Source organism: Mesorhizobium sp. 131-2-1, from assembly GCF_016756535.1.
Lineage (GTDB): Bacteria > Pseudomonadota > Alphaproteobacteria > Rhizobiales > Rhizobiaceae > Mesorhizobium.
This window is the reverse complement of the sequence record NZ_AP023247.1, coordinates 2,365,730-2,389,217: the sequence shown is the minus strand read 5'-3', so window position 1 is coordinate 2,389,217 and position 23,488 is coordinate 2,365,730. Positions and strand designations below refer to the sequence as shown.

At 62.6% G+C, this 23,488-nt stretch carries 20 protein-coding genes, 1 tRNA gene and 2 pseudogenes; 7 read left to right on the top strand and 16 right to left on the bottom strand.

Going from position 1 to position 23,488, the window contains the following annotated elements; genetic code table 11:
- Nucleotides 1–72 precede the first annotated feature (72 nt).
- Nucleotides 73–315 (bottom strand): cupin domain-containing protein, encoded by a 243-nt coding sequence (locus JG743_RS11660; RefSeq protein WP_202300337.1) that lies wholly within the window; start codon nt 313–315, stop codon nt 73–75.
- 716 nt (nt 316–1,031) lie between these two features.
- Nucleotides 1,032–2,678, bottom strand: a complete 1,647-nt coding sequence (locus tag JG743_RS11655) for an alpha/beta hydrolase (protein WP_202300336.1) — start codon at nt 2,676–2,678, stop codon at nt 1,032–1,034.
- Nucleotides 2,679–2,908: 230 nt separating this feature from the next.
- Between JG743_RS11655 and JG743_RS11650 the strand changes: the two genes are divergently transcribed.
- Nucleotides 2,909–3,406, top strand: a complete 498-nt coding sequence (locus JG743_RS11650) for a DUF1269 domain-containing protein (protein ID WP_202300335.1) — start codon at nt 2,909–2,911, stop codon at nt 3,404–3,406.
- Nucleotides 3,407–4,294: 888 nt separating this feature from the next.
- A complete protein-coding gene (locus JG743_RS11645; protein WP_342215714.1) occupies nt 4,295–5,263 on the top strand; it encodes an AI-2E family transporter in 969 nt (322 codons plus the stop codon).
- Between the two features lie 4 nt (nt 5,264–5,267).
- On the opposite strand, the pseudogene JG743_RS11640 reads toward JG743_RS11645, so the two are convergent.
- The 5 genes and pseudogenes from JG743_RS11640 to JG743_RS11620 form a co-directional block, all read right to left on the bottom strand.
- Nucleotides 5,268–5,471: pseudogene (locus JG743_RS11640) on the bottom strand (efflux RND transporter permease subunit); the annotation flags it as partial.
- Nucleotides 5,468–6,676, bottom strand: a complete 1,209-nt coding sequence (locus JG743_RS11635; RefSeq protein ID WP_202300334.1) for an efflux RND transporter periplasmic adaptor subunit — start codon at nt 6,674–6,676, stop codon at nt 5,468–5,470. The pseudogene JG743_RS11640 and the gene JG743_RS11635, both read right to left, overlap by 4 nt.
- The gene (locus JG743_RS11630) at nt 6,673–7,245 is read right to left on the bottom strand and encodes an HdeD family acid-resistance protein (protein ID WP_244673109.1); all 573 of its coding nucleotides are present in this window, start codon (nt 7,243–7,245) and stop codon (nt 6,673–6,675) included. The genes JG743_RS11635 and JG743_RS11630 overlap by 4 nt, the downstream gene beginning before the upstream one ends.
- Before the next feature lie 68 nt (nt 7,246–7,313).
- A pseudogene (locus JG743_RS11625) lies at nt 7,314–8,551 on the bottom strand (arginine deiminase).
- A 23-nt stretch (nt 8,552–8,574) separates the two neighbouring features.
- On the bottom strand, nt 8,575–10,008 hold the full coding sequence (locus JG743_RS11620; RefSeq protein WP_202300332.1) for a basic amino acid/polyamine antiporter: 1,434 nt from the start codon (nt 10,006–10,008) through the stop codon (nt 8,575–8,577).
- Nucleotides 10,009–10,285: 277 nt separating this feature from the next.
- Between JG743_RS11620 and JG743_RS11615 the strand changes: the two genes are divergently transcribed.
- Complete coding sequence (locus JG743_RS11615) at nt 10,286–11,716, top strand: basic amino acid/polyamine antiporter (protein ID WP_202300331.1); 1,431 nt, start codon at nt 10,286–10,288, stop codon at nt 11,714–11,716.
- 52 nt (nt 11,717–11,768) lie between these two features.
- Here the strand turns inward: JG743_RS11615 and JG743_RS11610 are convergent, their stop codons facing one another.
- From JG743_RS11610 to JG743_RS11600, 3 genes are all read right to left on the bottom strand, one after another.
- A complete protein-coding gene (locus tag JG743_RS11610) occupies nt 11,769–12,026 on the bottom strand; it encodes a glycine zipper domain-containing protein (RefSeq protein WP_202300330.1) in 258 nt (85 codons plus the stop codon).
- Between the two features lie 78 nt (nt 12,027–12,104).
- Nucleotides 12,105–12,404, bottom strand: a complete 300-nt coding sequence (locus tag JG743_RS11605) for a hypothetical protein (protein WP_202300329.1) — start codon at nt 12,402–12,404, stop codon at nt 12,105–12,107.
- 715 nt (nt 12,405–13,119) lie between these two features.
- A tRNA-Ile gene (locus JG743_RS11600) sits at nt 13,120–13,195 on the bottom strand.
- 134 nt (nt 13,196–13,329) lie between these two features.
- On the opposite strand from JG743_RS11600, the gene JG743_RS11595 reads away from it, so the two are divergent.
- Nucleotides 13,330–14,040 carry an SIMPL domain-containing protein gene (locus tag JG743_RS11595; RefSeq protein WP_202300328.1) on the top strand — a complete coding sequence of 237 codons (711 nt, stop codon included), beginning with the start codon at nt 13,330–13,332 and terminating at the stop codon, nt 14,038–14,040.
- Between the two features lie 283 nt (nt 14,041–14,323).
- Here JG743_RS11595 and JG743_RS11590 read toward each other — a convergent pair whose 3' ends face one another.
- On the bottom strand, nt 14,324–14,707 hold the full coding sequence (locus JG743_RS11590) for a hypothetical protein (protein ID WP_202300327.1): 384 nt from the start codon (nt 14,705–14,707) through the stop codon (nt 14,324–14,326).
- Nucleotides 14,708–14,981: 274 nt separating this feature from the next.
- On the bottom strand, nt 14,982–15,428 hold the full coding sequence (locus tag JG743_RS11585; protein WP_202300326.1) for a YcgN family cysteine cluster protein: 447 nt from the start codon (nt 15,426–15,428) through the stop codon (nt 14,982–14,984).
- Between the two features lie 199 nt (nt 15,429–15,627).
- Here JG743_RS11585 and JG743_RS11580 point away from each other — a divergent pair, with 199 nt between their 5' ends.
- Together JG743_RS11580 and JG743_RS11575 are read left to right on the top strand one after the other, a co-directional pair.
- A complete protein-coding gene (locus tag JG743_RS11580) occupies nt 15,628–17,898 on the top strand; it encodes an OmpA family protein (protein ID WP_202300325.1) in 2,271 nt (756 codons plus the stop codon).
- Nucleotides 17,899–18,210: 312 nt separating this feature from the next.
- Nucleotides 18,211–18,726 (top strand): TIGR00645 family protein, encoded by a 516-nt coding sequence (locus tag JG743_RS11575; RefSeq protein WP_202300324.1) that lies wholly within the window; start codon nt 18,211–18,213, stop codon nt 18,724–18,726.
- 18 nt (nt 18,727–18,744) lie between these two features.
- On the opposite strand, the gene JG743_RS11570 is transcribed toward JG743_RS11575, so the two are convergent.
- The 3 genes from JG743_RS11570 to JG743_RS11560 form a co-directional block, all read right to left on the bottom strand.
- Nucleotides 18,745–19,611 (bottom strand): SDR family oxidoreductase, encoded by an 867-nt coding sequence (locus JG743_RS11570; RefSeq protein WP_202300323.1) that lies wholly within the window; start codon nt 19,609–19,611, stop codon nt 18,745–18,747.
- A 263-nt stretch (nt 19,612–19,874) separates the two neighbouring features.
- Nucleotides 19,875–20,504, bottom strand: a complete 630-nt coding sequence (locus JG743_RS11565) for a helix-turn-helix transcriptional regulator (RefSeq protein ID WP_244673108.1) — start codon at nt 20,502–20,504, stop codon at nt 19,875–19,877.
- A 38-nt stretch (nt 20,505–20,542) separates the two neighbouring features.
- Nucleotides 20,543–21,415 (bottom strand): S1C family serine protease, encoded by an 873-nt coding sequence (locus JG743_RS11560; RefSeq protein WP_202300321.1) that lies wholly within the window; start codon nt 21,413–21,415, stop codon nt 20,543–20,545.
- A gap of 168 nt (nt 21,416–21,583) precedes the next feature.
- On the opposite strand from JG743_RS11560, the gene JG743_RS11555 reads away from it, so the two are divergent.
- Nucleotides 21,584–22,534, top strand: coding sequence for a S1C family serine protease (locus JG743_RS11555; protein ID WP_202300320.1), 951 nt, complete (start codon nt 21,584–21,586; stop codon nt 22,532–22,534).
- A 3-nt stretch (nt 22,535–22,537) separates the two neighbouring features.
- Here the strand turns inward: JG743_RS11555 and JG743_RS11550 are convergent, their stop codons facing one another.
- Nucleotides 22,538–23,449, bottom strand: coding sequence for an arginase family protein (locus JG743_RS11550; protein WP_202300319.1), 912 nt, complete (start codon nt 23,447–23,449; stop codon nt 22,538–22,540).
- Nucleotides 23,450–23,488: the final 39 nt, after the last annotated feature.

Sequence of the window (23,488 nt, the reverse complement as noted above, 5' to 3'; positions counted from 1 at the left end):
ACGCTTGTCCGAGGCCATCGTCCAGAAAGTTGGCAAGCAGACTTCTAGGAGACCATGAAGACCTCGGCGCGTTTATAGCCCTTGTCTTGCGAGCGCGCCGCCGTGCTCGGCGTCGATCGGTCGAGTATCGCCGGTCGCGATTAGTGTCCGCGTCGCCCCGACGCTTGCGTCGATTCGCAGGATCTTCATCCGCTCGGTCTGCGACGCACTAATGAACCGATGCAGAAGGTTGGCTGGAATGAACGTGGTGTCCTGCGGTTTCAACTCGAAGCGCTCACCATCGATCTCGGCGATGGCATTGCCTTCGAGCAGCATCACGCTTTCCTGGCACGGGACCCGGAACGGTTCTCCCTGGAACCTGTTTTGCGCCCACCCGCAGCGCCTTTGCCCTTACCGGGGCTGGATACGTTCAAAAAGAATTCCATCGAACTCTGCTGCCAAATCGGCAGAGATCAATCGAATGCGCATTCGAGCGTTTTGAGCCTGCGACCGAAATCAGACCCCCCTAATTGCACGTCGTTGCCGCCGATTGCCGCACGCATCGCTGAAAGGTCTTTTGAAGCCGGGGGGTTGGGCCACGTGTTACGGGTGCCAACAACAAGACGGAGAAAGTTGACGAACGGGCCCAAACCATTTCACTCAGAAGTCACAGACTTACCCGATAGCGCTCAATTCAATCTCGAAGAATTGAGCATAAGTAACTGATTTGTAACAAGTTTGTGGGCCCGGAGGGCGTCTTAAGATCGTTGATTTTATTGCGTTTTTCGTGGGCCAAAATCAGAAGTCTTCCCCTATCGTTCCGTATGGTTCCGAGACCGCAGTCGAAGGAACGCCTTCACTGCGCGGGCCTCGAACCAGGCAGCTTTGCGCCGGCCGTAGAGACCAGCTTTCCCATTCCTGAAACAGACATCGTGTGCGACAACGCTGGAGGTTGCGGTTGCGCCAGGAACAGACCTTCAATCATTGCAGCAACTGATCAGGTTTAGCGAGGATTGGCGATCGGCTAAATTGGAATCATAAACGGCTAACCGTCAACGAGGCGCAAGGTGTTGCTTCAGCCGAGCGATCTGCTGCAAGGACCACCCTTGAACATTTGTCACTTCGATCCAGGCATCGATGTAATCGGCCGGCGCATAGACGTGCCCATGCCCGATTGGGGTCGTCGTCGCCATAGCCATGTCGAGCGTGAGCTGCAGGAACGTCACCACCGGGTGCCATCGCAATTCGGGTGAGACGTCTGGGCCGCGCGGGCTCTTCATCCAGTCCGGCTCACGGTAGAGGTCGCGATAGTCGAAAAAGGTCACCGGGTCACTCGCGTATTGAAGATAGACAATCCGCATCGGTCCCCAACGTGAACCTGCGTCGACATTCGCGCCGTTCTGATTCATGAAGCGCACGATCGATCCATCGCGAAATCGCGGCAACCATGCCGGCGAGCCTGGAACCCGGTCGGCGGTGATCGACCGCCACAAGCCACTTCTGTACGGTGGTCCGCTCCACAAGGCCCCCTGGTAAGGGTCGCCGAGGACCTCGAACAGATCGGTTGCTCGTTCGGAGTTCATCGCGCCCAGGCTGAGACCGTGCAGATAGAGCTGCGGGCGGCTGTTCTTCGGGAGCTTGGTCCAATACTCGTACACATCGCGAAATAGCGCCCGTGCCGTGTCGGCGCCGTAGTCCGGCTCAGCAAGCAGCGACAGCCAGCTCGCAAGGTAAGAGTATTGAACCGCAACACTGGCGACATCACCATTGTGGAGATATTCCACGCTGTCCATGGCCGCCGGATCGATCCAGCCGCTGCCGGTTGGCGTCAGGATGATCAGCACGGAGCGCCTGAAGCCACCGACGCGTATCAACTCCTCGAGCGCGAGCTTTGCACGCAACTCCGGGGTCCCGGCGGATCTCAGCCCCACGTAGACGCGAATGGGTTCGAGGGCTCGCCGGCCGGTGAGCGCGCCTATGTCCGCGCTCGCGGGTCCTGTCGCGACGAATTCTCGCCCTGCCCGTCCCAGTTCGTCCCAATCGATCAACGATGCGCTCCCGCCAGCCTTCATAGGATCGGTCGGCCGCGCGGTGTGCGCCTCAACCAGCGCATCGTATTGCTGATAGGACGAGTCTGCGACGTGGAGCGCAAGGCGAAAAAGAACGCCGCTGATGATCGACCAAAAAAGCGCGATCGACACGATGATGCCAATGACATTGGACAGCCGTCTTGGGGCAAAGCGGTTGATTCCCGCCGCAGCCCTGTGGAACACCCACTGAAAAAGCCGAGCCAGCAGTACGACAATGGCGAACGTTACCAGTGCGACCAGGCCGACCTTCAGGGGATGCGCGCTTTCGACCGGCTCGACGCCCATTAGCTCCCTTATCGAATTCTGCCATGGGGCTGCGCGCCAGAGAAAAACGCTAGCGACGAGTGCGCACACAATGGCTGCGACAAGCTTGGTCAGGCTCAGGACACGGCCCTGCGGCTCCGGCAACTCCATATAAGCCCACAGCCAACGCGCAACTGTGCCGATACCATACCCCGCAGCCAGGGAGAATCCTGATAGCACGCCCTGAGTTAGTGCCGTCCGAGGAAGCAGCGACGGAGTGAGCGAGGCGGCAAAGCAGAGCGTTCCAAGAAACAGGCCGCCGGCCGACAGCGAATGCCACAGCCCGATCAGCCAATGCCGCTTCATGCAGACCTCCAGATCTATGACGGCCGCGTACCGTTGAGATGAAGTAATTGCGTGCCGTGATCCAGCGCAAGCCGAAGAATTGCTGTCGCATTCGGCCGCAATCAAAAAGAGACGGACCGCAAAGGCGTGGGATTCCCGGCTAATTTCTTCGCTGCGGTAGAGACATAATATGGCACCCTGCGAGCCTGTAGGCGCGTCTCGATCCCGTCGAATTTCGCAGTGGAGGTCTCATGTCCGATCTGATCGTCATAGTCTACCCCAACGAAGCCAAGGCGGAAGAGGTGCGCCAGCGCCTGTTTGCGTTGCAGAAGGAATACCTCATCAACATCGGTGACGCCGTGATCGCGACCAAGACGGAAGCCGGCAACGTGAAGCTCAGCCAGATCATGAACACGACCGTCACTGGTGCCGTGTCAGGGAGTTTCTGGGGCTTGCTCATCGGTGTCATTTTTCTCAATCCCGTCATCGGTGTGGCAATCGGCGCGGCTTCCGGCGCACTCGGCGGCGCGCTGACCGACGTCGGAATAAACGATGCTTTCATGAAGGATCTGTCGGCCAGCCTGCAGCCGGGAAATGCTGCCTTGTTCGTGCTCGTTCACGAAATGACTGCCGACAAGGTGCTAAGCGCGATCAAGGGATTTGGCGGCGTCGTACTCAAGACATCACTAGACGAGACGAAGGAGCAGACCCTGCGCGATGCGCTTAGTCAGGCGTCCGAGGCTGCGTAAATCAACCTTCAACTGCTCGCGTGAGCCGATCGCCTGGCAACCGGGACAAGACAGATGGGCGTGGTCGAGACTGCTGTCGCACTCACCATAGAGGTCGTCTGTGGCGCAGCGGCGGGCCTCGCTCTGGGGCGTTGGACGACTCTTGGTCTTGGCGCAAAGGTCGATGCTTTGACGGGCGCGATCGGCGGACTTGCCCTTACCTGGCTGGCCGGGCACGTGCCAGGCGTCGGCCCTTTTGTCGGAAAGGTCGAAAGCGCGGTGGACGCCACGGCGCGGGGCGTTGGTGTCCTCACCCCGGCAATCCTTGTCGGGGTTGGCGTTGCGGGGTTGTTGGGTGGCTTCGTCCTAACCGCGTGCATCGCCTTTACCCTAGGCGGGGTCAGGCGCCGAGGGCGACCCGAAGGAGAAGTGAGATGAACCAGGTCCAATTCCTACTTGCCTGCCTGAGCCCGTGGTTGATGGTCGCCGCATTGTTGTCGGCATGCACCGTGGCTGTCGATCAGCCCCATCCGATTTCGCATCGGCCGCAAGCCTGCAGCTTGGTACACGCACCCGTTTGTGGTCGACGCGGTGAAAGGCAGCGGACATTTGGCAACGCATGCATGGCCCGTGCTCAAGGGTACCGAATCGTCAGGAATGGTGAATGCCGCATATCGCGACCGACGCAACCAGTGGCCTGCACCCTCCAGTTTGCTCCGGTTTGCGCAACCAGGAGCGGGCGCTTGCGCACGTTTTCCAATGCATGTCTGGCCCGTGCGGACGGCTTTCGGCCGGTTCATGCCGGCCGCTGCCGATGAGCCTTACGATAGGATTTGAGGGTCGCTTTTCTCCGGTCACGAAGCCTCCAATGAGTCCGCGCATGAGCCTCAACCCGAGAGCCCACCACGCGTGAGTGAGCAAAGATTGCGGCGGCCACGCTCGATAAAGGACAAGGCAAACGTAGCGGAAGCGAGCAATCGCCGTGCGGTCAACCCGGTTGCGACCGGCATCCTTATTCTCGCCGCGCTGTATTTCGCCAGATCAATTCTTATGCCCCTTGCATTCTCACTGTTCGTGATCGCATTGGCATGGCCAATTCAGGCGGCTCTGCAACGACGGATCTCGCGGCTGGCAGCCTTGCTGGCTACACTTTTGCTTGTCGTTCTGGTGATCGTCGTCGTAGGTTCCGCGATTGTCTGGGGGCTCGGCGAACTATCGCAATGGCTGTTCTACAATGCCAGCCGATTGCAGGCGATCTACGCCCGTTGGGTGGACTGGCTGGAAGGCCACGGAATTGCGATCGTCAGCCCGCTCAGAGAACTTTTCAGCGTATCTGGGCTGATCGGCCTGACCCGCAGTCTCGTCACGCGGCTGAACGGCGTCGCCGGCTTTACCGTGCTGACCTTTATTTTTGTGATGCTGGGCTTGTTGGAAGCCGACGGCCTGCAACGTCGTTTGCATTCGTCGGCGGCGCAGCCGCAAGGCGACCTGCTCTTGAACGTCGGCCGCGAAATTGGCGCCAAGGTTCGCCGCTTCATGGTTGTGCGCAGCATAGCATGCGTTGTGACGGGCTTGGTCGTGTGGGCGTTCACGTTTGCTGCCGGGCTCGAACTTGCCAGCGCCTGGGCAGCCATTGCCTTTGCGCTTAACTACATCCCTTTTGTCGGACCGTTGCTCGCTACGATCTTCCCGACCCTGTTCGCCATCGCTCAGTCCGGGTCCTGGCAGTTGGCGCTGATCGTGTTCGTCGGCCTGAATGCCATCCAATTTGCCATCGGCAGCTATCTGGAGCCGTTCCTGACCGGCGCATCGCTGGCGAGTATTGCCCGGCATTCGAACTCGTTGACGACATGTACATCATGTTGGGGACGCCATTGATGGCGGTCTCCAGGGGCCCGCCGACTACATCGGCAATGACTTCCGCGCTCGCGCCGGGATAGGTGGCCGAGACGCTGACGGTGGGCGGCGTGATCTCCGGATATTGCTGCACCGGCAGCGAGAAGATGGCGATCGCGCCGGCAATCGAAATGACGATCGACAACACGATCGCCAGCCGGGTGCGGGTGATGAAGAGATCGGAAATCATGAGCCGCCGCCGACTGGCTGGCCTTCGCTCGGTTGAACCGTCATGCCTTGGGCGAGACGTTGGATGCCCTGGACGACGACCTGCTCGCCGCCCTCCAGGCCCTTGGTGACCGCCCACCCGTTGCCGACGCGCGCGCCCGTGTCGATACGCTGTTGTGAGACGATATTGTTCTTGCCCAGCAGATAGACGAAGCGCCCCTCGCGATCCTGCAGCACCGCTGTCTGAGGCACCACCGGCAAGCTAGGCGCGTCTTTCTGCTGCACATAGAGGGTGACGAATTGCCCGGGCAGAAGGATGTGGCGAGGATTGGGGAAAACCGCCCTGGCGGCGACCGTACCTGTCTGCGGGTCTATCTCGGTTTCGACGAACTCGATACGACCGCGCTCGTCATAGTCCGTCCCATTGGCAAGACGCAGCGAGAGCTTCAGCGTATTCGGATCGAGGTTGCTGCCGCTCGCCTGCTGCTGCCGGATCGTCACGAGCAGCCCTTCGGTCAAGGCGAAAGCCACGCGGACCGTATCCAGGCTGACTATTCGCACCAGCGAACCGGAATCCGGTCCGACCAGATTGCCTGCCGTGAACGTCGCCCGACCGATGTCGCCGGCAATCGGCGCCGTGATGCGGGCGTATGACAGATTGAGTTCGGCGGTGCGCAGGCTTGCCTCCGCGACCTGTACATCGGCGGCAGCGACATCGAAGGCTGCCTGGACCTCGTCCAGAGCAGCCTGCGAGATCGTTCTTCGAGCGAACAGATCGCGATTGCGCGCCAAAGTCCGCTCGGCAGATGTCCGCGTTGCCTCGGCACGCGCAACCTGTGCCCGCGCCGACGCGGCCAGCGCATCAAGCTGGTCCGGTTCGATCTCGAACAGCGCGTCCCCGATCTTCACGGTCTGCCCGTCTTTGAAGTCGATGGAGTGCAGGAAGCCGGTGACGCGTGCCCTGATATCAACCGCTTCGATCGCCTCGACCCGAGCAGTAAACCGCATCGGACTGCTGACCTGCTGCACCAAGATCTTCTCGACAGCAACTGCAGGCGGCGGGGCCTGCCCTGCGCCAGGCTGCTGGGCAAAGGAAATCGAGCTGATGAAAGGGGGCATCGCGCCAACCGAAGCGACAATCATCAAGCATGCCCAGGAAACACGATTGATCCACCGCCGCGTCTCGATCGAACGATGTCGCTCAGAGGTGTTGCATGATGTCTTCATGACCGGGCCCTCCGCATCGTGAGGGCAATAGCAATGTAGGCGGCGCCGGCGACAAGGAGAGAAATGCCGGCAACCGTGCCTGGCGTGTAAATGCTGGTGTAGGGCAACTTCAATGCGAGCGTCGCACTAGCGGCCAGCGCGACCAGGCCCGAAACGCCGAACCACTGCCAACCATTTTGACCGCGCACCTGGAAGGCGAGCGCGACTTGTAAAATGCCCTGCATCAGAAGCACCAGGGCGATCAGCAGAGTGATCGCCAGAGCGCCCTTGAAGGGGTTGAAATATATCAGGATACCGCCGACCAGTTCGACCGTGCCGGTCAACTCTTGCCAGATGAATCCACTCCATTCCTTGACTCGCAAGGATTGAACCATCTTCACGATGCCCGCGAGCGAAAGCATGAACCCAAGGACAACGCTTGCCGCGAATGTAGACACAACGGGGAGCGCGACGGCCAACACCCCAGCCGACGCCAGGGCAATGCCCAACGCCAAAAACCATCCCCATTTGGAATGTAGGGAAGCCGCTCGATGCTGGTGATCGGTTCCGCTCGTGGATGCGCCGCTCATTGTCGATCGCCTAACCAGAATTCCTGCATGAGCGGCGCCCATCTCTGATCTCCGGAAACGCTCTCTTGTCAGTAGTCGACCGGATCACGGATTATCGGACAGGTCATGCAATGGCCGCCACCACGACCGCGGCCCAGTTCGGCACCGATGATGGTGATCACCTCGATGCCCTCTTTGCGCAGCAGGGTGTTGGTGTAGGTGTTGCGGTCATAGGCGTACACGACCCCCGGCGAGGCGCAGACGAGATTGGCGCCGCTGTCCCACTGGGTGCGCTCGCGCATATAGGCGTTGCCGCCGGTCTCTACGACGCGCATCTGCTTGAGGCCGAGCGAGTCGCGCACCGTCTCGACGAAGCTACTCTTGTCCTTGTGCAACTCGACGCCGCCCTTGCCGTCCGGTCGGTAGGAGAATGCCTCGATACCGTTGACGATGTCGGGGTAGAGCAACACGCAGTCGCGGTCAGCGAAGGTGAACACCGTGTCGAGATGCATCGCCGCGCGCAGCTTCGGCATCGCCGCGACAATGACGCGCTCCGCCGCGCCCTTCTCGAACAGCGTCGCCGCGAGTTGGCTGATGGCCTGACGCGAGGTGCGCTCGCTCATGCCGATCAGTACATTGCCCTTGCCGATCGGCATGACGTCGCCGCCTTCCAGCGTGGCGAGGCCCCAATCCCTGGTCGGTCGCCCCACCACACATTCACCTTGCCGGCGAAGTCGGGGTGGAACTTGTAGATCGAGGTGGTGAGGATTGTCTCTTCATGCCGCGCCGGCCAGTAGAGTGGGTTCTGCGTGACGCCGCCATAGATCCAGCAGGTGGTGTCGCGGGTGTAGAGCGTGTTCGGAAGCGGTGGCAGCAGATACTCGTTCACCCCGGCCGCGTCGCGGATCAGTTCGAGCTGTTCGCCGCCGATGGATTCGGGGAACTCGTGGGTCGAGAGGCCACCGATCAGCGTCTCCGCCAAATCGCGGTTGGAGAGTCCCTCCAGATAGGAGCGCACCTCGTCGACGAGGCCGAGGCCGATCTGGTTCGGCACCACCTGATTGTCGAGGATCCATTTCTTCGCGTCGTGGACGGCGACAGTCTCGGCGAGGAGGTTATGCATCTCCACCACCTCGACACCGCGGTCGCGCATCTTGGTCATGAAATCGAAATGATCGCGTTTTGCGTTGTCGACCCAGAGCACGTCATCAAACAGAAGCGCGTCGCAATTGCTGGGCGTCAGGCGCTGATGGGCGCGGCCGGGTGCGCAGACCATGACCTTGCGAAGCTGGCCGACTTCGGAATGCACGCCAAATTTCGTTTCCATCGCCATGGCTTATGCCTTTCTCGTCAAGGTGTGATGGCGCCGGTCAGTAGGCCAACGAAACCGGCGAGGCCGGCGACCAGGGTGACGGCGAAGATGATAAGTTCGACCGATGTGAAGAGCCGCGCGTTCTGTTCGCGCCGCGCCCACAGGTAGAGGATGGTCCCCGGCACGAAGAGCACCGCCACCAACAGTACGTATTTCAAGCCGGCGGCCACAAACATGATGAGCGTGTAGACGACGGCGATCCAGGCGAATAACTGGTCGCGCCCGCGCTCGCCGGGCGTCGTCTCGTACCCCTCGCCCCGGCGGGCGATCAGCACGCCATAGCCCGCCACCAGCAGGTAGGGCAGCAGCGCTGTCACGCTTGTCATGTCGAGCATGACGTTGAAGGCGTCACGCGACCAGTAGGTTGAGATGACGAAGAGCGAGACGACGATATTGGTCAGCCAAAGCGCGTTGGCGGGAACCCGGTTGCCGTTCTGTGCCGCGAAAAGCTTCGGCATGTCCTGCGACTTCGCCGCGGCAAACAGCACCTCGGCGCAGATCAGTGACCAAGCAAGATAGGCGCCGAGCACTGACACCAGCACGCCGATGGAAATGAACACCGCCCCCCAATGTCCGACGACCAGTTCCAGCGCGCCGGCAAGCGAGGGTTGCTGGACTCCGGCAATGGCCGCACGCGGAGCCGTGGCGTAGGGCAGAAGGGTGACGGCTACCATTAGGCCGGTGACGCCGACAAAACCCAGAATGGTGGCGGTGCCGACATCGGAACGCTTTTCGGCGAAGCGCGAATACACGCTCGCTCCCTCGATGCCGAGGAAGACGAAAACGGTGATCAGCATGGTGTCGCGCACCTGCGCCAGCAGGGTCTTTTCCGGCATGTCCAAGCCGCCGAGGAAGTTCTCGGAAAATTGCGTGTAGTTGAACGCGAACGCCGTGGCGAGGATCGCCACGATGATCGGCACGATCTTGGCAACCGTCACGACGCTATTGATGAAGGTCGCCTGCTCGACGCCGCGCAGGATCATGAAATGGAAGGCCCAGATGCCAACCAGCGAGACGATGATCGCGGTCGCGGTGTTGCCATCCCCGAAAATACCTGGGAAGAAGCGCCCGAGCGTCGATCCGATCAGCACCCAGTAGAAGACGTTTCCGAGGCAGCTTCCGAGCCAATAGCCGAATGCCGAGAGGAAGCCCATATAGTCGCCGAATCCCGCCTTGGCATAGGCGAAGACGCCGGAGTCGATATCGGGCTTCTTCTCGGCCAGCGCCTGGAACACGCGCGCCAGCATGTACATGCCGGTTCCGGCTATCGCCCAGGCGATGATGGCACCGAACGGCCCTGTAGCGGTGGCGAACCGGGCGGGCAGATTGAAGATGCCGGCCCCGATCATCGATCCGACGACCATTGCGATCAACGCGAACAAGGACAGCTTCTGCTCGGACTTACTTGTCACGTGCCTCTCCAGATCGATCTGAGATCACCCGTCCAAGTTGGGCCGCAACCTCTGTGCGAACCAAATCCTATGCTTTTGGGAACCAGGTGAAATTAGCTAAGAATCTCACCGCTATGCACTACGTCTCTATTTCGGAAATCCGGTGCCGCGGACGCATTGCATCTGCTGGACTTGTGGAAGTCTTGAATGCAGCATCGGCGAACGAGCAGCGAACTGCCGGGCATTCTGCAGGTGATTCTGCGCTTCGCAGTTCGACAACCGGCTTTGAGGCTCGGCCATGGCATCCCGGACTAACCCGAAGCTTTCTCTGGCCGCACTGACTGCAATGGTCGTCGGATCGATGATCGGTGCCGGGATATTTTCGCTCCCGCGCACTTTCGGCAACGCGACGGGACCGGGCGGCGCCGTCATTGCCTGGTGTATTGCCGGGATGGGGATGTACACCTTGGCTCGAGTGTTTCAGGTGCTGGCTGAGCGTAAGCCCGACCTCGACGCAGGCATCTTTGCCTATGCAAAAGCCGGTTTCGGAGACTACGCAGGTTTTCTCTCCGCTTTCGGCTATTGGCTGGTCGCCTGTATCGCCGATGTCTCGTATTGGGTCTTGATCAAGTCGACGCTCGGCGCCTTCTTTCCGATCTTTGGCAACGGCGACACGGTCCCAGCGGTAGTGGTCTCGTCGATCGCACTCTGGCTGTTCCACTTCACGATCCTGCGCGGGATCAGGGAGGCGGCCGTCTTGAATACAATCGTCACGGTTGCAAAGATCGTTCCCATCCTTGTCTTCATCGTCATCCTGATTGGCGCCTTCAAGCTGGACCTGTTTCGCGCCAACTTCTGGGGCGGAGAGCTGGCACTTAAAAGCAGCCTCTTCGAGCAGATCCGGGCGACCATGCTGGTCACGATCTTTGTGTTCATCGGAATTGAGGGCGCGAGTGTCTATTCACGCTATGCGAAGGATCGCGCCGACATCGGAAGGGCGACGATCATTGGCTTCATCGGCGTGCTGTTCCTGTTGGTCCTGGTGACGCTCCTGCCCTATGCCGTCCTTGCGCAGGCGGAAATCGCTGGATTGCGGCAACCCTCAATGGCGTCGGTACTGGAGGCCGTCGTTGGTCACTGGGGTGCCGTTTTCGTCAGCGTGGGATTGATCGTATCGGTGCTCGGCGCTTACCTCGCCTGGTCTTTGATTTGTGTCGAGGTGTTGTTCGCAGCCGCCAAGAGCGGCGACATGCCAAGGATCTTCGCACGTGAGAATAGCAACAACGTCCCGGCCGCCGCTCTTTGGCTGACCAATATGGTCATACAGTTGTTCGTGGTCAGCACGCTTTTCTCGCAAGACGCGTTTGCGCTCATGGTGAAGCTGAGCAGCGCCATGGTGTTGATTCCCTATTTGCTCGTCGCCGGCTACGGTTTGCTTCTTGCCTATCGCGAGGAGACCTATGACGACGAAGCGGCACAGGGGTCCCGCGATCTGGTCGTCGCAGGCATCGCGACATTGTACGTTCTGTTCATGATCTATGCCGGCGGTCTCAAATTTTTGCTGCTGTCATCCATCCTGTATGCCCCCGGCACGCTGCTCTACGTTCAAGTCAGGCGTGAGCAGAAAAAGCCGGTATTCGTCGGCGTTGAATGGATCGTCCTGGCGGCCGCGGTGATCGGATGCCTCTTCGGTATCTACGGAATTGTTAGCGGTGACATTGTCATCTAGCCGAGCGAGCGGAGTCGTTCGCGCTCAGCGAGCGCCACGGCGGAGCAAGCGATCACCTGCATCGCGCCTCGAAGATTCGCCCGTGCCGATCCCGGTATCGACAATATCCGCGGCGGTCGGTCGCCGCTCCGATCAAGGTACCGGCGACGGCCCCGATTGCACCGCCAACGACCGCATTTCGCACGTCGTTACCGCCAGCTGCTGTTCCGAGCGCAGCCCCGCCAACACCCCCTATCACAGCGCCTTTTTCCGCGTTGGTGCAGCCCGCCAAAGCGGAGGCGACTGCGAGCGCGAGAGCAAATTTCCTCATAATGTTCTCCTCGTCAGGTACCGAGCAATCTTGGGGGGATGGAAGGGCGGAAAGCATCCGCACGCATCATCGGAGCTGTCAGCCTCGTATGAGAGCCCCGACGAAACCGGCCAGCAGAATCAGGATGAGACCTCCTAGTAGCCCTGCTATTCCGGCTCCGACCAGCATCGTCGACGTCAGGCCAGCGGCGTGGTGGCCGACGAGGGGCCCAACACCCGGAATACGCGCGGATGGCCACACAAAAAGCATGCCACCGACGCCGCCGATCAAGCCGTTGGCCGTCCTGCCAAGACTGAAACTCGGCACCCAGCGGCCGAGCGCAATTCCGCTTGCGGCGCCGCAGACGAACTCCACCACCAACAGTATGATTGCGACCAAAGACGTGGCTCCACCACAATCCAATCTAGCTGCTTCCGCGCACGCTTGAGTGAGCGCATCGCGCAGAGTCCTGTTCCTACAACGCACCGAGTTGTCGCCCGAAAGCACTTTATCCGGCCGGACGCGTGAAGAAATTAGCTGAGAATCCCATGGATCGGCTCTGCGTCTCTTTATGAAATACTGGCCTCATGCGCAGCGAGGACTCCACTTTGGAGCACCCATATCTCAGTCTAGATGAACCGGTTTCGCTCAACTCGGGCGGCGGCAAACGGCCGCCTCTAATCCTTAACGACACCGAAAACCCGTTGGCTGGTTGTCCGCTATCGGTCAGGCCGCGTTGATTGCCCACGCCAACTTGAATGTCCGCTCTTGAAGGTTCGCTGCCCAAAGCTGAAAGTCCATTCGCGGCCCGGACACGACGTCGAGAGACCCTTTGGCGAGGCCTGCTACTGCTGCAACCAAGCGTCCAACGACCTGCCGCCGCAATGGACCGATGCCCACCATGAGAGCGTAGTCTGACCCGGATACTTCGAACTGCTCCTGGCTTCAGCGCGTCGCGTCTGCAGGGCGCCACGACGTTTTTCTCACCCGCCTCTTTGGTTCTCAGCAGCCCATCGTAAGTCAACAAAATCAAAGCGATGTGCAGAGGTTCGCCACCATGGACTTGGCTGTCAAAGGAAGAAATAGGCGCTAAGTTATTGATAAACAACGATAATGGTGGGCCCGGAGGGACTCGAACCCCCAACCAAGCGGTTATGAGCCGCCGGCTCTAACCATTGAGCTACAGGCCCCACGCGGCTGGCTTAGTGTTTTTCCTTCCTCGGCACAAGGCTTTCGGGCCGGGCTGGTCGCGATCGCCAAAATCAGCCCATATTCGCGTTCTAGTTGCCAGGTGCGACTGGATCGCACACTGAGGAGATTTTTCATGACCAGACATCTTTTGCCCTTGGCGCTCGCCGCCGCGATCGCTTTTCCGGCGGTGGCCGGCGCCGCCGATTCGCAAGCCACGCCCCGCATCGTCGTGTCGGGCGAAGGCCAGGCGACCGCCGCGCCCGATCTCGCGCTGTTGACGCTCAGCGTCATGCGCGAGGCCAAGACCGCGCGCGCCGCGCTCGACGCCAACAACGACGCCATGGCGGCTGTGATCGCAGCGATGAAATCGGCCGGCATCAAGGACCGCGACCTGCAGACGGCCGGCATCCAGATCAACCCGCGCTACAACTACACCAACAAGCCGGATGGCGGCCAGGACGCCGAGCTCGTCGCCTACCAGGTGACCAACACGCTTTCGGTGCGCATCCGCGACATCGACAAGACCGGTGAGATCCTCGACAAGGCGGTGTCGCTCGGCGTCAACCAGGGCGGCGGCATCGCCTTCTCCAACGAGGATCCGTCCGCAGCCGTCACCGAGGCCCGCAAGAAAGCGGTCGCCGACGCCATGGCCAAGGCCAAGACGCTTGCCGAAGCCGCGGGCGTCAGCATCGGCCGGGTGCTGGAGATCACTGACCAGAACATCGCGCCGCCTCCGATGCCGATCAACGCCAAGGCCTTCGATGCCGCGGGCGCCTCGGTTCCGGTTCAGGCCGGCGAGAATTCCTATGCCGTGCAGGTTACCGTGACCTTCGAGCTGAAGTGAGTGCATCCCGGCCGGCATGCGCCCCGGCGGCCGGCTCTGGATCAGGCCGGCTAGAGCAATTCCAGGAAAAGTGCGCAGCGGTTTTTCGTCCAGAATTGCGTCAAAACAAAATACTTGGGCGGGTCAGCGATTCCATGAAACGCTGAACCGCGCTGGTCCTTATCGTTGCGCATGAAAAACCCCGGAGGACTGGTCCTCCGGGGTTCTTTTTGAGCCGCACCCTTCCACCCTGGCGGAAAGGGGCTCTGCTAGCCGTCCAGGCCGGGGGGCCGGTCTGTATTCCTTAGCGATAGATCACCGGGCAGCCGCGAACATTGGCGAACACCACCACGACGCGGTCACCGAACTGTCGGCCTGCGACCTTGACCGTGCGGCGGTTGATGTCGACGATGCGGACACGGTGCAAGCCCATGCGATCAGCCTTGTCGAGCGCGCGCTCCGGTGAGCAGCCCCGGCGCCAACCACGGTCGTCGCGCCAGTCGTCGTCATCCGAGCGGTGACGGCGGCGGTAGAAGCCGTCATCTTCCCCAGTGTAGACGCCGAAGCGGGGGTCCTGGTTGTTGCCGAAACCGAGATAGAGGCTGTCGGCATGGGCGGCGGGGATGGCGGTAAGCGTGCCGAGGCCGACAAGCGCCGAAAGGGCTGCGGTCTTGATCGTGTTGAACATCGTCTTCTCTCCTTGTTGAGGGCTCTCGCCCCTTGTGAGCCGATGGTGCGAGAATGCGCCTGCCTGTCTGAACCTTCCGCGAACCGTCCATTCATCTTCGGTTCATCGGGCAAGCCATCGGTTGCGGGCGGCCGGACCCCAAACGCCCCACGGCCTCGCCGGTTCCGGCCTAGGCCGCTCCGGCGCGTGGTATTTCCTACCGGTTTGCGGCGAAAATCGGTTCAGTGCTCGTCGTCAACATGCGAACAACGTTCGTCGTCAAAATGCGAACCCGTCAGGGTTCGTCATCGAGCATATAGTCGAAATAGTCGTCCGGCTCGGCAAGGTCGGTTTCCTTGGCCTTGACCCGCCCGCGGATCGAGATGCCGGCTTCGTGCACCGTCTCCGCGCTCCCCGAGACCAACCTGTGCCACCAATAGAGGTCATGCCCCTCCGCGATCAACCGGTAGGCGCAGGTCTTTGGCAACCAGCTGATTGTGCGCACATTCTGCGGCGTCAGCCCGACGCAGTCCGGAACCCGCGCCAACCGGTTGGCATAGTCGGCGCAGCGGCAGCTTTCAGCGTCGAACAGCCTGCAGCCGACACTGGTCCAGTAGATCTCTCCGGTGTCCTCGTCCTCGAGCTTCGACAGGCAGCACTTACCACAGCCGTCGCAAAGCGATTCCCACTCGGCCGGCGTCATCGCCTCAAGCGTCTTGGTTTTCCAGAATGGCGCATCCATTGTGGGGATGTGGCCCCGGCCGCCGCCAAGGTCAAGCGCCGCAATGGGCGCAATTAAGACGTGCATCATATGAAAAACACGAAGTTGCCTTCAAAACGCCGGCCAATCGTCCTTCGTTGCCGCTAATGCCCATGCGTCGGAACCAAATCCCGATAATGAAAGTTTGGGCAGGGATGGGACCCCACAAGGAGAATTTGAGATGAAACGCCAACCACGGATTCTGGCAGGCACCGCGATCGGCCTGCTGATGGCATCCGCGCCGTTGGGCGCGTACCCGCTGCAGGGCGGTGCCGTTTTCGGCCCCGTGCAGCACACCGCCGCGCCATTGATTCTGGCGCAAGCGAGCTGCGCCGAGGGGGAATCGGCTGAGGCCTGCGCCCAGAACCAGCAGGCTGAGCCGGAACAGCCCAAGAGGAAGAAGCACGACCAGCAGCAAACGGAATCAGCGCCGGCCGAGCAGGCCGTTCCCGTCGAGCAGGAGCAAAAGCCGCGCAAGCGCAAGGTCGAACAGCAGCAGATCGAAGCCGCGCCTGCCGAGCAGCCGGTCGAACAGGCAGCGCCGTCGAATGACGAGCAGCAGGGCAATCTGCGCAGGAAGAAGCATCGGGAGCAGCAGGCAGAGCAAGCTCCAGCTGATCAGCCGGCCGAGCAGGTCGCGCCGTCGAATGACGAGCAGACGTTCAAGCCGCGCAAGAAGAAGCGCGACCAGCAGCAGATCGAGGCCGCTCCCGCCGAGCAGCCGGTCGAACAGGCAGCGCCGTCGAATGATGAGCAGACTTTCAAGCCGCGCAAGAAGAAGCACGACCAGCAGCAGATCGAGGCGGCGCCTGCCGCCGAGCAGCCGGCCGAACAGGCGGCGCCGTCGAATGGCGAACAGCCGCTCAAACTGCGCAAGAAGAAAGGCGACCAGCAGCAGATCGAAGCGGCGCCCGCCGAGCAGCCGGCCGAACAGGCGGCGCCTGCGAACGACAACAATCCGCAGGACAACCTGCTGAGGAAGAAGAAGCACAAGCAGGATCAGCAGATCGAGGCCGCGCCCGCCGAGCAGGCGCCGGCCAAACAGGCGGCACCCGGCGAGCCTGTCCCGCAGGCCGAGCCGCTTCCCACCGAGCAGCAGGCAGCCCCTGCCCTGGGTGAGCAGGACAAGAAGAAGCACGGCAAGAAACTGATCGGCGAGCAGCCGGTGACGGGAGAACAGCCCGCGACCGGCGAGCAGCCTGCCGCTGGCGAACAGGCGACCCAGCCCGCGCAGGGTGAAGCCCCGGCGCAGGGCGAAGCCAAGGCCAACCCGGACGAAGCGCCGCTTCTGGACAGCCAGAAGGATGCCCGGCGCAAGCACAGGGGCGGCAAGGATCAGGGCGGCCAGAACGCCGGGCAGACCACCGAAGGCCAGAATGCCGAGGGGACCGGCCAGCCCGTCCAGCAGAACGGCGAGCAGGCGCAAGCCCCGAAGCCGGCTCCGGTCGATCAGGGACCGCCGCCGACCGACGACAAGTCGGCCCAGCAGGAGATCAAGCCTGAAAAGATCATTCCGGTGACCGAGGAAAAGGGCACGCGCGTCGAGCGCGCGCCTGAAGAGGAAGACGTGCGCCGCCGTCCGCGCCCGCAAGGCGCCGACGTCCTCAAGCAATTCGGCGACCGCGTCATCATCCAGTTCAACAACCAGACGATCGTCGAAAGCAACGATGCGCCGCGCATGCATCGCGGCGCCAGGAATGTCTACTATGAGGATCTGTCCGGCGGCCGCACTCGCGAAATCGTCGAGCGCGACAACGGCGTCCAGATCGTCACCATCCGCAACCGTTATGGCGACGTCATCCAACGTTCGCGCATCACGCCCGACGGGCGCGAATATGTACTGAGCTATGTCGACGAGCGCTACTACCGGGATGTCGACGACTGGCGCGATCCCGGCGACGACCTGCCGCCGATGCGGCTCAACATCTCGCGCCGGGATTACATCCTGGATTCCGAGGATGTCGAGGATCCGGAAGACTACTACACCTTCCTCGAACAGCCTCCGGTCGAGAGGGTGCAGCGCCTCTACTCGGTCGACGAGGTCAAGCGCTCGGCCCGCGTGCGCGACATCGCCCGCCGCGTCGATCTCGACACGCTGAACTTCGAGTTCGGCTCGGCGTCGATCTCGGACACCGAGGTGCAGAAGCTCGACGGTGTCGCCAGCGCCATGGAGAAGCTGCTGAAGAAGAACCCGGCCGAAACCTTCCTGATCGAAGGCCATACCGATGCGGTCGGTACGCCGGAAGCAAACCTTGCCCTGTCCGACCGGCGGGCCGAAGCGGTCGCCGAGGCGCTCACCAATGCCTTCGGCATCCCGCCGGAGAACCTGACGACGCAGGGCTATGGCGAGCAGTATCTCAAGGTCGACACGCAAGGGCCGAACCGCGAGAACCGTCGCGTTGCCATCCGCCGCATCACCTCGCTAGTGGCGCCGGTAGCGAGCGCGAATTAGCCCGCTGTTCCAGAAGCATAGAGCGGCTTCTGGATTCGGAGCGACAACACAGATCCCATCCCGGCCCTGCCGGGATGGGCAACGCCCGCAAGGGTTTGAGGCTCAAGAAGAATTGAGCTTCGGTTCGAGCAAAATCATTGAATTGCCGGATTGCTGTCCCCAGATTCTTGACAGGGCGTTCCCTGCCCCGTCCCGACTCCAGCGGGACACATGAGCCCCGCCGGCCCCTCTCCGGCGGGGTTTTGTTTTCGTCTTGCAAACAATCGCGGGTTGTCCGAAATACGCCACTGAAACCGGAAGCGGAACCAGCGCATGAAACGTCTCGAACTCGCCATCGAATCGATCATCCTCGCTTCGCGGTGGCTGCTGGTCGCGTTCTATATCGGGCTTGGCCTTGCGCTCGCCATCTATGCGGTGTCGTTCGGCAAGAAGCTGTACGAGTTCGTCCTCAACGCGCTGTCGCTCGGCGACACCGACACCATCCTGAAGATGCTCGGCCTGATCGACGCCGCCCTCGTCGCTTCACTGGTGGTGATGGTGATCATCTCCGGCTACGAAAATTTCGTCAGCCGCTTCGACGAGAATGACGGCAAGGTGCACTGGCTGGGCACGATCGATGTCGGCTCGCTCAAGGTCAAGGTCGCCTCGACCATTGTCGCCATCTCCTCGATCCACCTGCTTCAGGTCTTCCTCAATTCCGTCTCCTACACGACCGACCAGCTGATGTGGCTGACCATCATCCACCTCGCCTTCGTCCTCTCGGCGCTGATGCTGGCCTATATCGATCGGCTGATGGGCCTGGGCAAAGCCAAGAAGGTCGAGGATTGAGCCCTTGTCCGCTGCCCGTCAGTAGATGGTTTTGATCTTGCTTTCCGTGCGGGCAAACACTTCGTCCGGCACGAAGAAGTCCCCGGCGAGCGGCCCGGTCGCCCCGGGCGAATAGGTGGAGAAGTCGCTGACGCCCTCGGCCCGCAGCACCTCCTCGTCGATATAGAAATTGCCGGTCGCCTCGCGCGAGGGCCGCAGGAAGATCGCATGCGCGGCGTCGGCCATGATGTCGGGCGAGCGGCTCATCGCAGCCACCGTCGCGCCGCCCAGAAGATTGCGCACCGCGGCGGTGTCGATGGTCGAGATCGGCCACAGCGAGTTGACGGCGATGCCGTCCTTGGCGAATTCCGCGCTCATGCCCAGCGTGCACATCGACATGCCGAACTTGGCCATGGTGTAGGCGACATGGTTCTTGAACCACTTGGCTTTCATGTCCAGCGGCGGCGCCAGATTCAGGATGTGAGGGTTCTTTGCCAACTTCAGGTGCGGAATGCACATTTTGGACACCAGGAAAGTGCCGCGCGTGTTGATCTGATGCATCAGGTCGTAGCGCTTCATGTCGGTCTCCAGCGTGCCCGTGAGCTGGATGGCGCTGGCATTGTTGACGCAGATGTCGATGGCGCCGAACCGCTCGACGGTTCTCGCGACCGCCTCGGCCACCTGAGCCTCCTCGCGTATGTCGCAGAGCACCGGCAGCGCCTTGCCGCCGGCCTGCTCGATCTCCTCGGCCGCGGTGTAGATCGTGCCTGGCAGCTTCGGATGCGGCTCTGCTGTCTTGGCGGCGATCGTCACATTGGCGCCGTCGCGCGCCGCGCGCAGCGCGATCGCCAGCCCGATGCCGCGCGACCCGCCGGAGATGAACAGCGTCTTTCCCTTGAGCGACATTTTTCTCGAGCCTCCCTGCAACATCACACGCGCGAACCTTTGCGCGGCTGGGAAGCGTGGCGCAAGAGCCCAAAGTGTGTTAGGCGGTTACGCTGCGTAGGGTGGGAAACCATGGCGAAACCGCACCGGGGTCTGTTGAGATTCAGCCGAGCCGAGGATGGTGGCTTCCGAGGACCGGAGCGGAGCGTACTTAAGTATGTGAGCACCGGAAGCGCGGGAAGTCGCCGTTCGCAGGCCGGCATCACCTGAAAATCAATAGGCCCCTAGACCAGAACCAGCCCCTGGCGCATGGCTATGGCGATCGCGTCCGTGCGGTTGGCGGCACCAAGCTTGATCAGGATCGCCGCGACGTGGAACTTCGCCGTGTGCACGGAAATGTTCAGCCGCCGGGCGATCACCTTGTTGGGCGCGCCCTCGGCGAGCAGCGCCAGCACTTCCGCCTCGCGCGGCGAAAGCGTCGGCCGGGCAAGATTCGTGTCGGCCCGTTCCTCGTCGAACGCATCGCCGTCATGGAAGGCCAGGTCCTCGTGCCGCCCGGCCGGCCGGCCTTCGCCTGAGATGCGGTAGCCGGCGGCCGCAAGCCGCGCGGCGGCGGCGATCAGCAGCTCGTCGGACGCCGCCGGCAGCACGGCAAGCACGCCGCCCAGCGGCTGTTCGTGGCCGGTGCCTCGGAACAGCAGCACCCTGGGAAGCGCGGGATCGATCGCCCTGCCCTCCAGACGGTCCTCGTCGACTATGGCGACATCCACCGCCTGGCCAAGGCTGTTGCCGGCCATCACCGGCAGCAGATCACCGGTCGCGCCCAAAGCCTCCGACAGCTGCTCGGCCCGCGCGGCATCGCCAAGCGCGATCAGCACGGTCAGCCGCCGCTCGGCGGCGGCCCGATCCGGCATCCTGTGATTTGCTATTGCCGCGACTGCCATCGATGCCCTCAGCTCAGCGGTTTCTCGCCAATGGTTACCGCGACATCTCGCGCCTCGCCGCCGCGCACGACGCCGAGCGTCACGGATGCGCCGGCGCTATCCGGCCCGAGCTTGCGGATGAGGTCGCGCGGACCCTGCACCGCCTCGCCGTTCCATGCCACGACGATGTCGCCAAGATGCAGGCCGGCGGCTTTGGCCGGACCGTTGTCGTCGAGGCTCATCACCATCGCGCCGTGGGTATCGCTGTTGTGGACCGGATGCAGTCCGGCGCCGAGATAACCGCGCGCGACATGGCCCTTCTCGCGCAGCGTCGCCACCGCCCGCTCGATCGTCTCGTAGGGCATGACCAGCGCCCGCCGGCGCGGCCCGAACAGCAGCATGCCGACCAGCCCGCCCTTGGCGTCGATCACCGGCCCGCCCTCGAAACGCGAGCCCGCATTGACGGCCAGATTGATGCGCCGGTCGATCGTGCCGCCGCGCATCGAGCGCCAGGCCGGACCGACCTCGCCGATCGAGCCGAACACGGCAAGCGCCGCGCCGTCGCTGTTGCCGACGGCGATGGCGACATGGCCCGGCCGCACTGCATCCGCCCTGGCGAGCGACGGCGCGCCTGCCGCGCCGGCCGGCTTAAGCAGGGCGACCCCGGTCGACGGATCGCGGCCGACAAGCTCGGCCTTGACCGTTTCACCCGAAGCCAGGGTCAGCTCGATCTCCTCGCCGGCCTCGACCACCTCCTCGGCGGTGACGAAATAGCCGTCGCGCCAGTGAAAGGCGCTCGCTGTCCGATGGTGATGCGTGGCAAGGCTTGCCGTCGCCGGCGCGGCCGCCGCCGCGAGATCGGCGATTGCATCCGAAAAGGCGCTCAGGTTGAAGTCGCTCATCATGGTTCTCCTGGGTTTGCAGTTACCCAGATATCGCTCGACAAGACGCCGGCCGGTACTCGCCTCATGGCCAGTCGGCCGCACGACTGGCCATCTGGTCAGGTCGCGGCTGTCGCGGCCGCTCCGCACATATAGTCACGACCAAGCCTGATAACACGGAGCCCGCTTATGGCCCTCGCCGCTGCCAAACTCCAAACCGACGACACGCTGCTCGACGCCTATTCGACGACCGTCGCCGATGCGGTCGACCGCATCGGTCCCGCCGTCTGCCGCATCGAGCGCATCGGCGGCGCGGGCGGTCATGGCTCCGGCTTCGTCATCACGCCGGACGGGCTGATCGTCACCAATTTCCATGTCGTCGGCGATGCGCGCGCCGTGCGCGTCACGATGCCGGACGGCGCCTCGCGCGAAGGCCGCGTGCTCGGCCGCGACCCCGACACCGACATCGCGCTGGTGCGCGCCGACGGCAGCTTCGCCGACGTCGCGCCACTCGGCGACTCCAAGCGGCTGAGGCGCGGCCAGATCGCGATCGCCATCGGCAATCCGCTCGGCTTCGAATGGACGGTCACCGCCGGCGTCGTCTCCGCGCTCGGCCGCTCGATGCGCGCCTCGACCGGGCGGCTCATCGACGATGTCATCCAGACCGATGCGGCGCTCAACCCCGGCAATTCCGGTGGGCCGCTGGTGTCGTCGGCGGGCGAGGTGATCGGCGTCAACACCGCCATGATCCACGGCGCGCAGGGCATTGCCTTCGCGGTTGCCTCCAACACCGCAAACTTCGTCATTTCCGAGATCATCCGCTTCGGCCGCGTGCGCCGCGCCTTCATCGGCGTCTCCGGCGACACCACCAGCCTGCCCCGCCGCGCCGCCCTGCTGTCGCAGGTCTCGACCAGCACGGCCGTTCGCCTGCGCGGCGTCGAGAAGAACAGTCCGGCCGCGAAGGCCGGCCTGAAGGAGGGCGACATCATAGCCGCCATCGACGGCCGGCCGGTGACCGGCGTCGACGATCTCGTGCGCATGCTGGACGCCGAACGCATCGGCCGCGAGACGCTGTGCACCGTGGTGCGCCGCACCGGCGTCAGCCAGGTGACGGTGACGCCGGTGGCAAGGGCCGGCTGAGCCCTATCGCTGCTTGAGCACCTGCCCAAGCAACGACACCAGCAGCCGGGCGAGATCGCCATTCGGGTCGAGGTCGGGATCGTAGATCGTCATGTCCATGCCGATGCAGCGCCGGTCCGCTGCCAGCGCCGACAGGATCGCAACGAGATCGTCGGGATCGATGCCGGGACTACCGGGTGAATCCACCGCCGGCATCACGGTCTGGTCGAGCACGTCGACATCCAGATGCAGCCAGTAAGGACAGTCGGCACGCGCCAGCGTCGCTCTCGTTGTCTCCAGCACCTTTGCAACGCCGAGTTCCTGCGCGGCAAAGACATCAATGCGCGTGATCGCGGTCGCATTGATGTCGGGCCAGGCAAAATCGGCATCGCGGCTCTCGCGCTCGCCGATCTGCACCACTGCCTCGTCGGCGACGAGCGGACCGTCAACGCCGGGCCACTCCGTCAACAAGGCCTCTCCGCGTCCGGTGGCAAGCGCCAGGTCCATGCCGGCGGCCGAGCCGAGCGCGGCATTGACGTTGTAATTGCCGGGATGGCGGAAATCGCTGTGGCCATCGACATGGACCAGCGCCAATGGACCGGAGCGTCGCGCCGCCGCCAGAGCGCCAAGCAGGATCGAACAATCGCCGCCGATGATCAGCGGAAACTCACGCTGCGCAAGCGCGTCGGCAACGATCTCGGCAAGCTCGAGATTGAAGCGACGGATCGCCGGACCATTGCGCAGCTTTGTGCCCGGTTGCGGTTCGGTGCTGTAAGTGGGCCGTTCGAGATCGACCACCCGCACTGGCGCCAGTACCTCGACAAGGCCGGCTTCGCTCAGCGCCTGCGGGGCGCGCCAGGTGCCGGGCACATGGCCCGGCCGCAAGGGCCGGAGACCGAGATTGGAAGGCGCGCGGATGAGGCAGATGTTGCGCATGCGACAGGCCCAGCTTCAACTCCATCGAGCATAGACTGC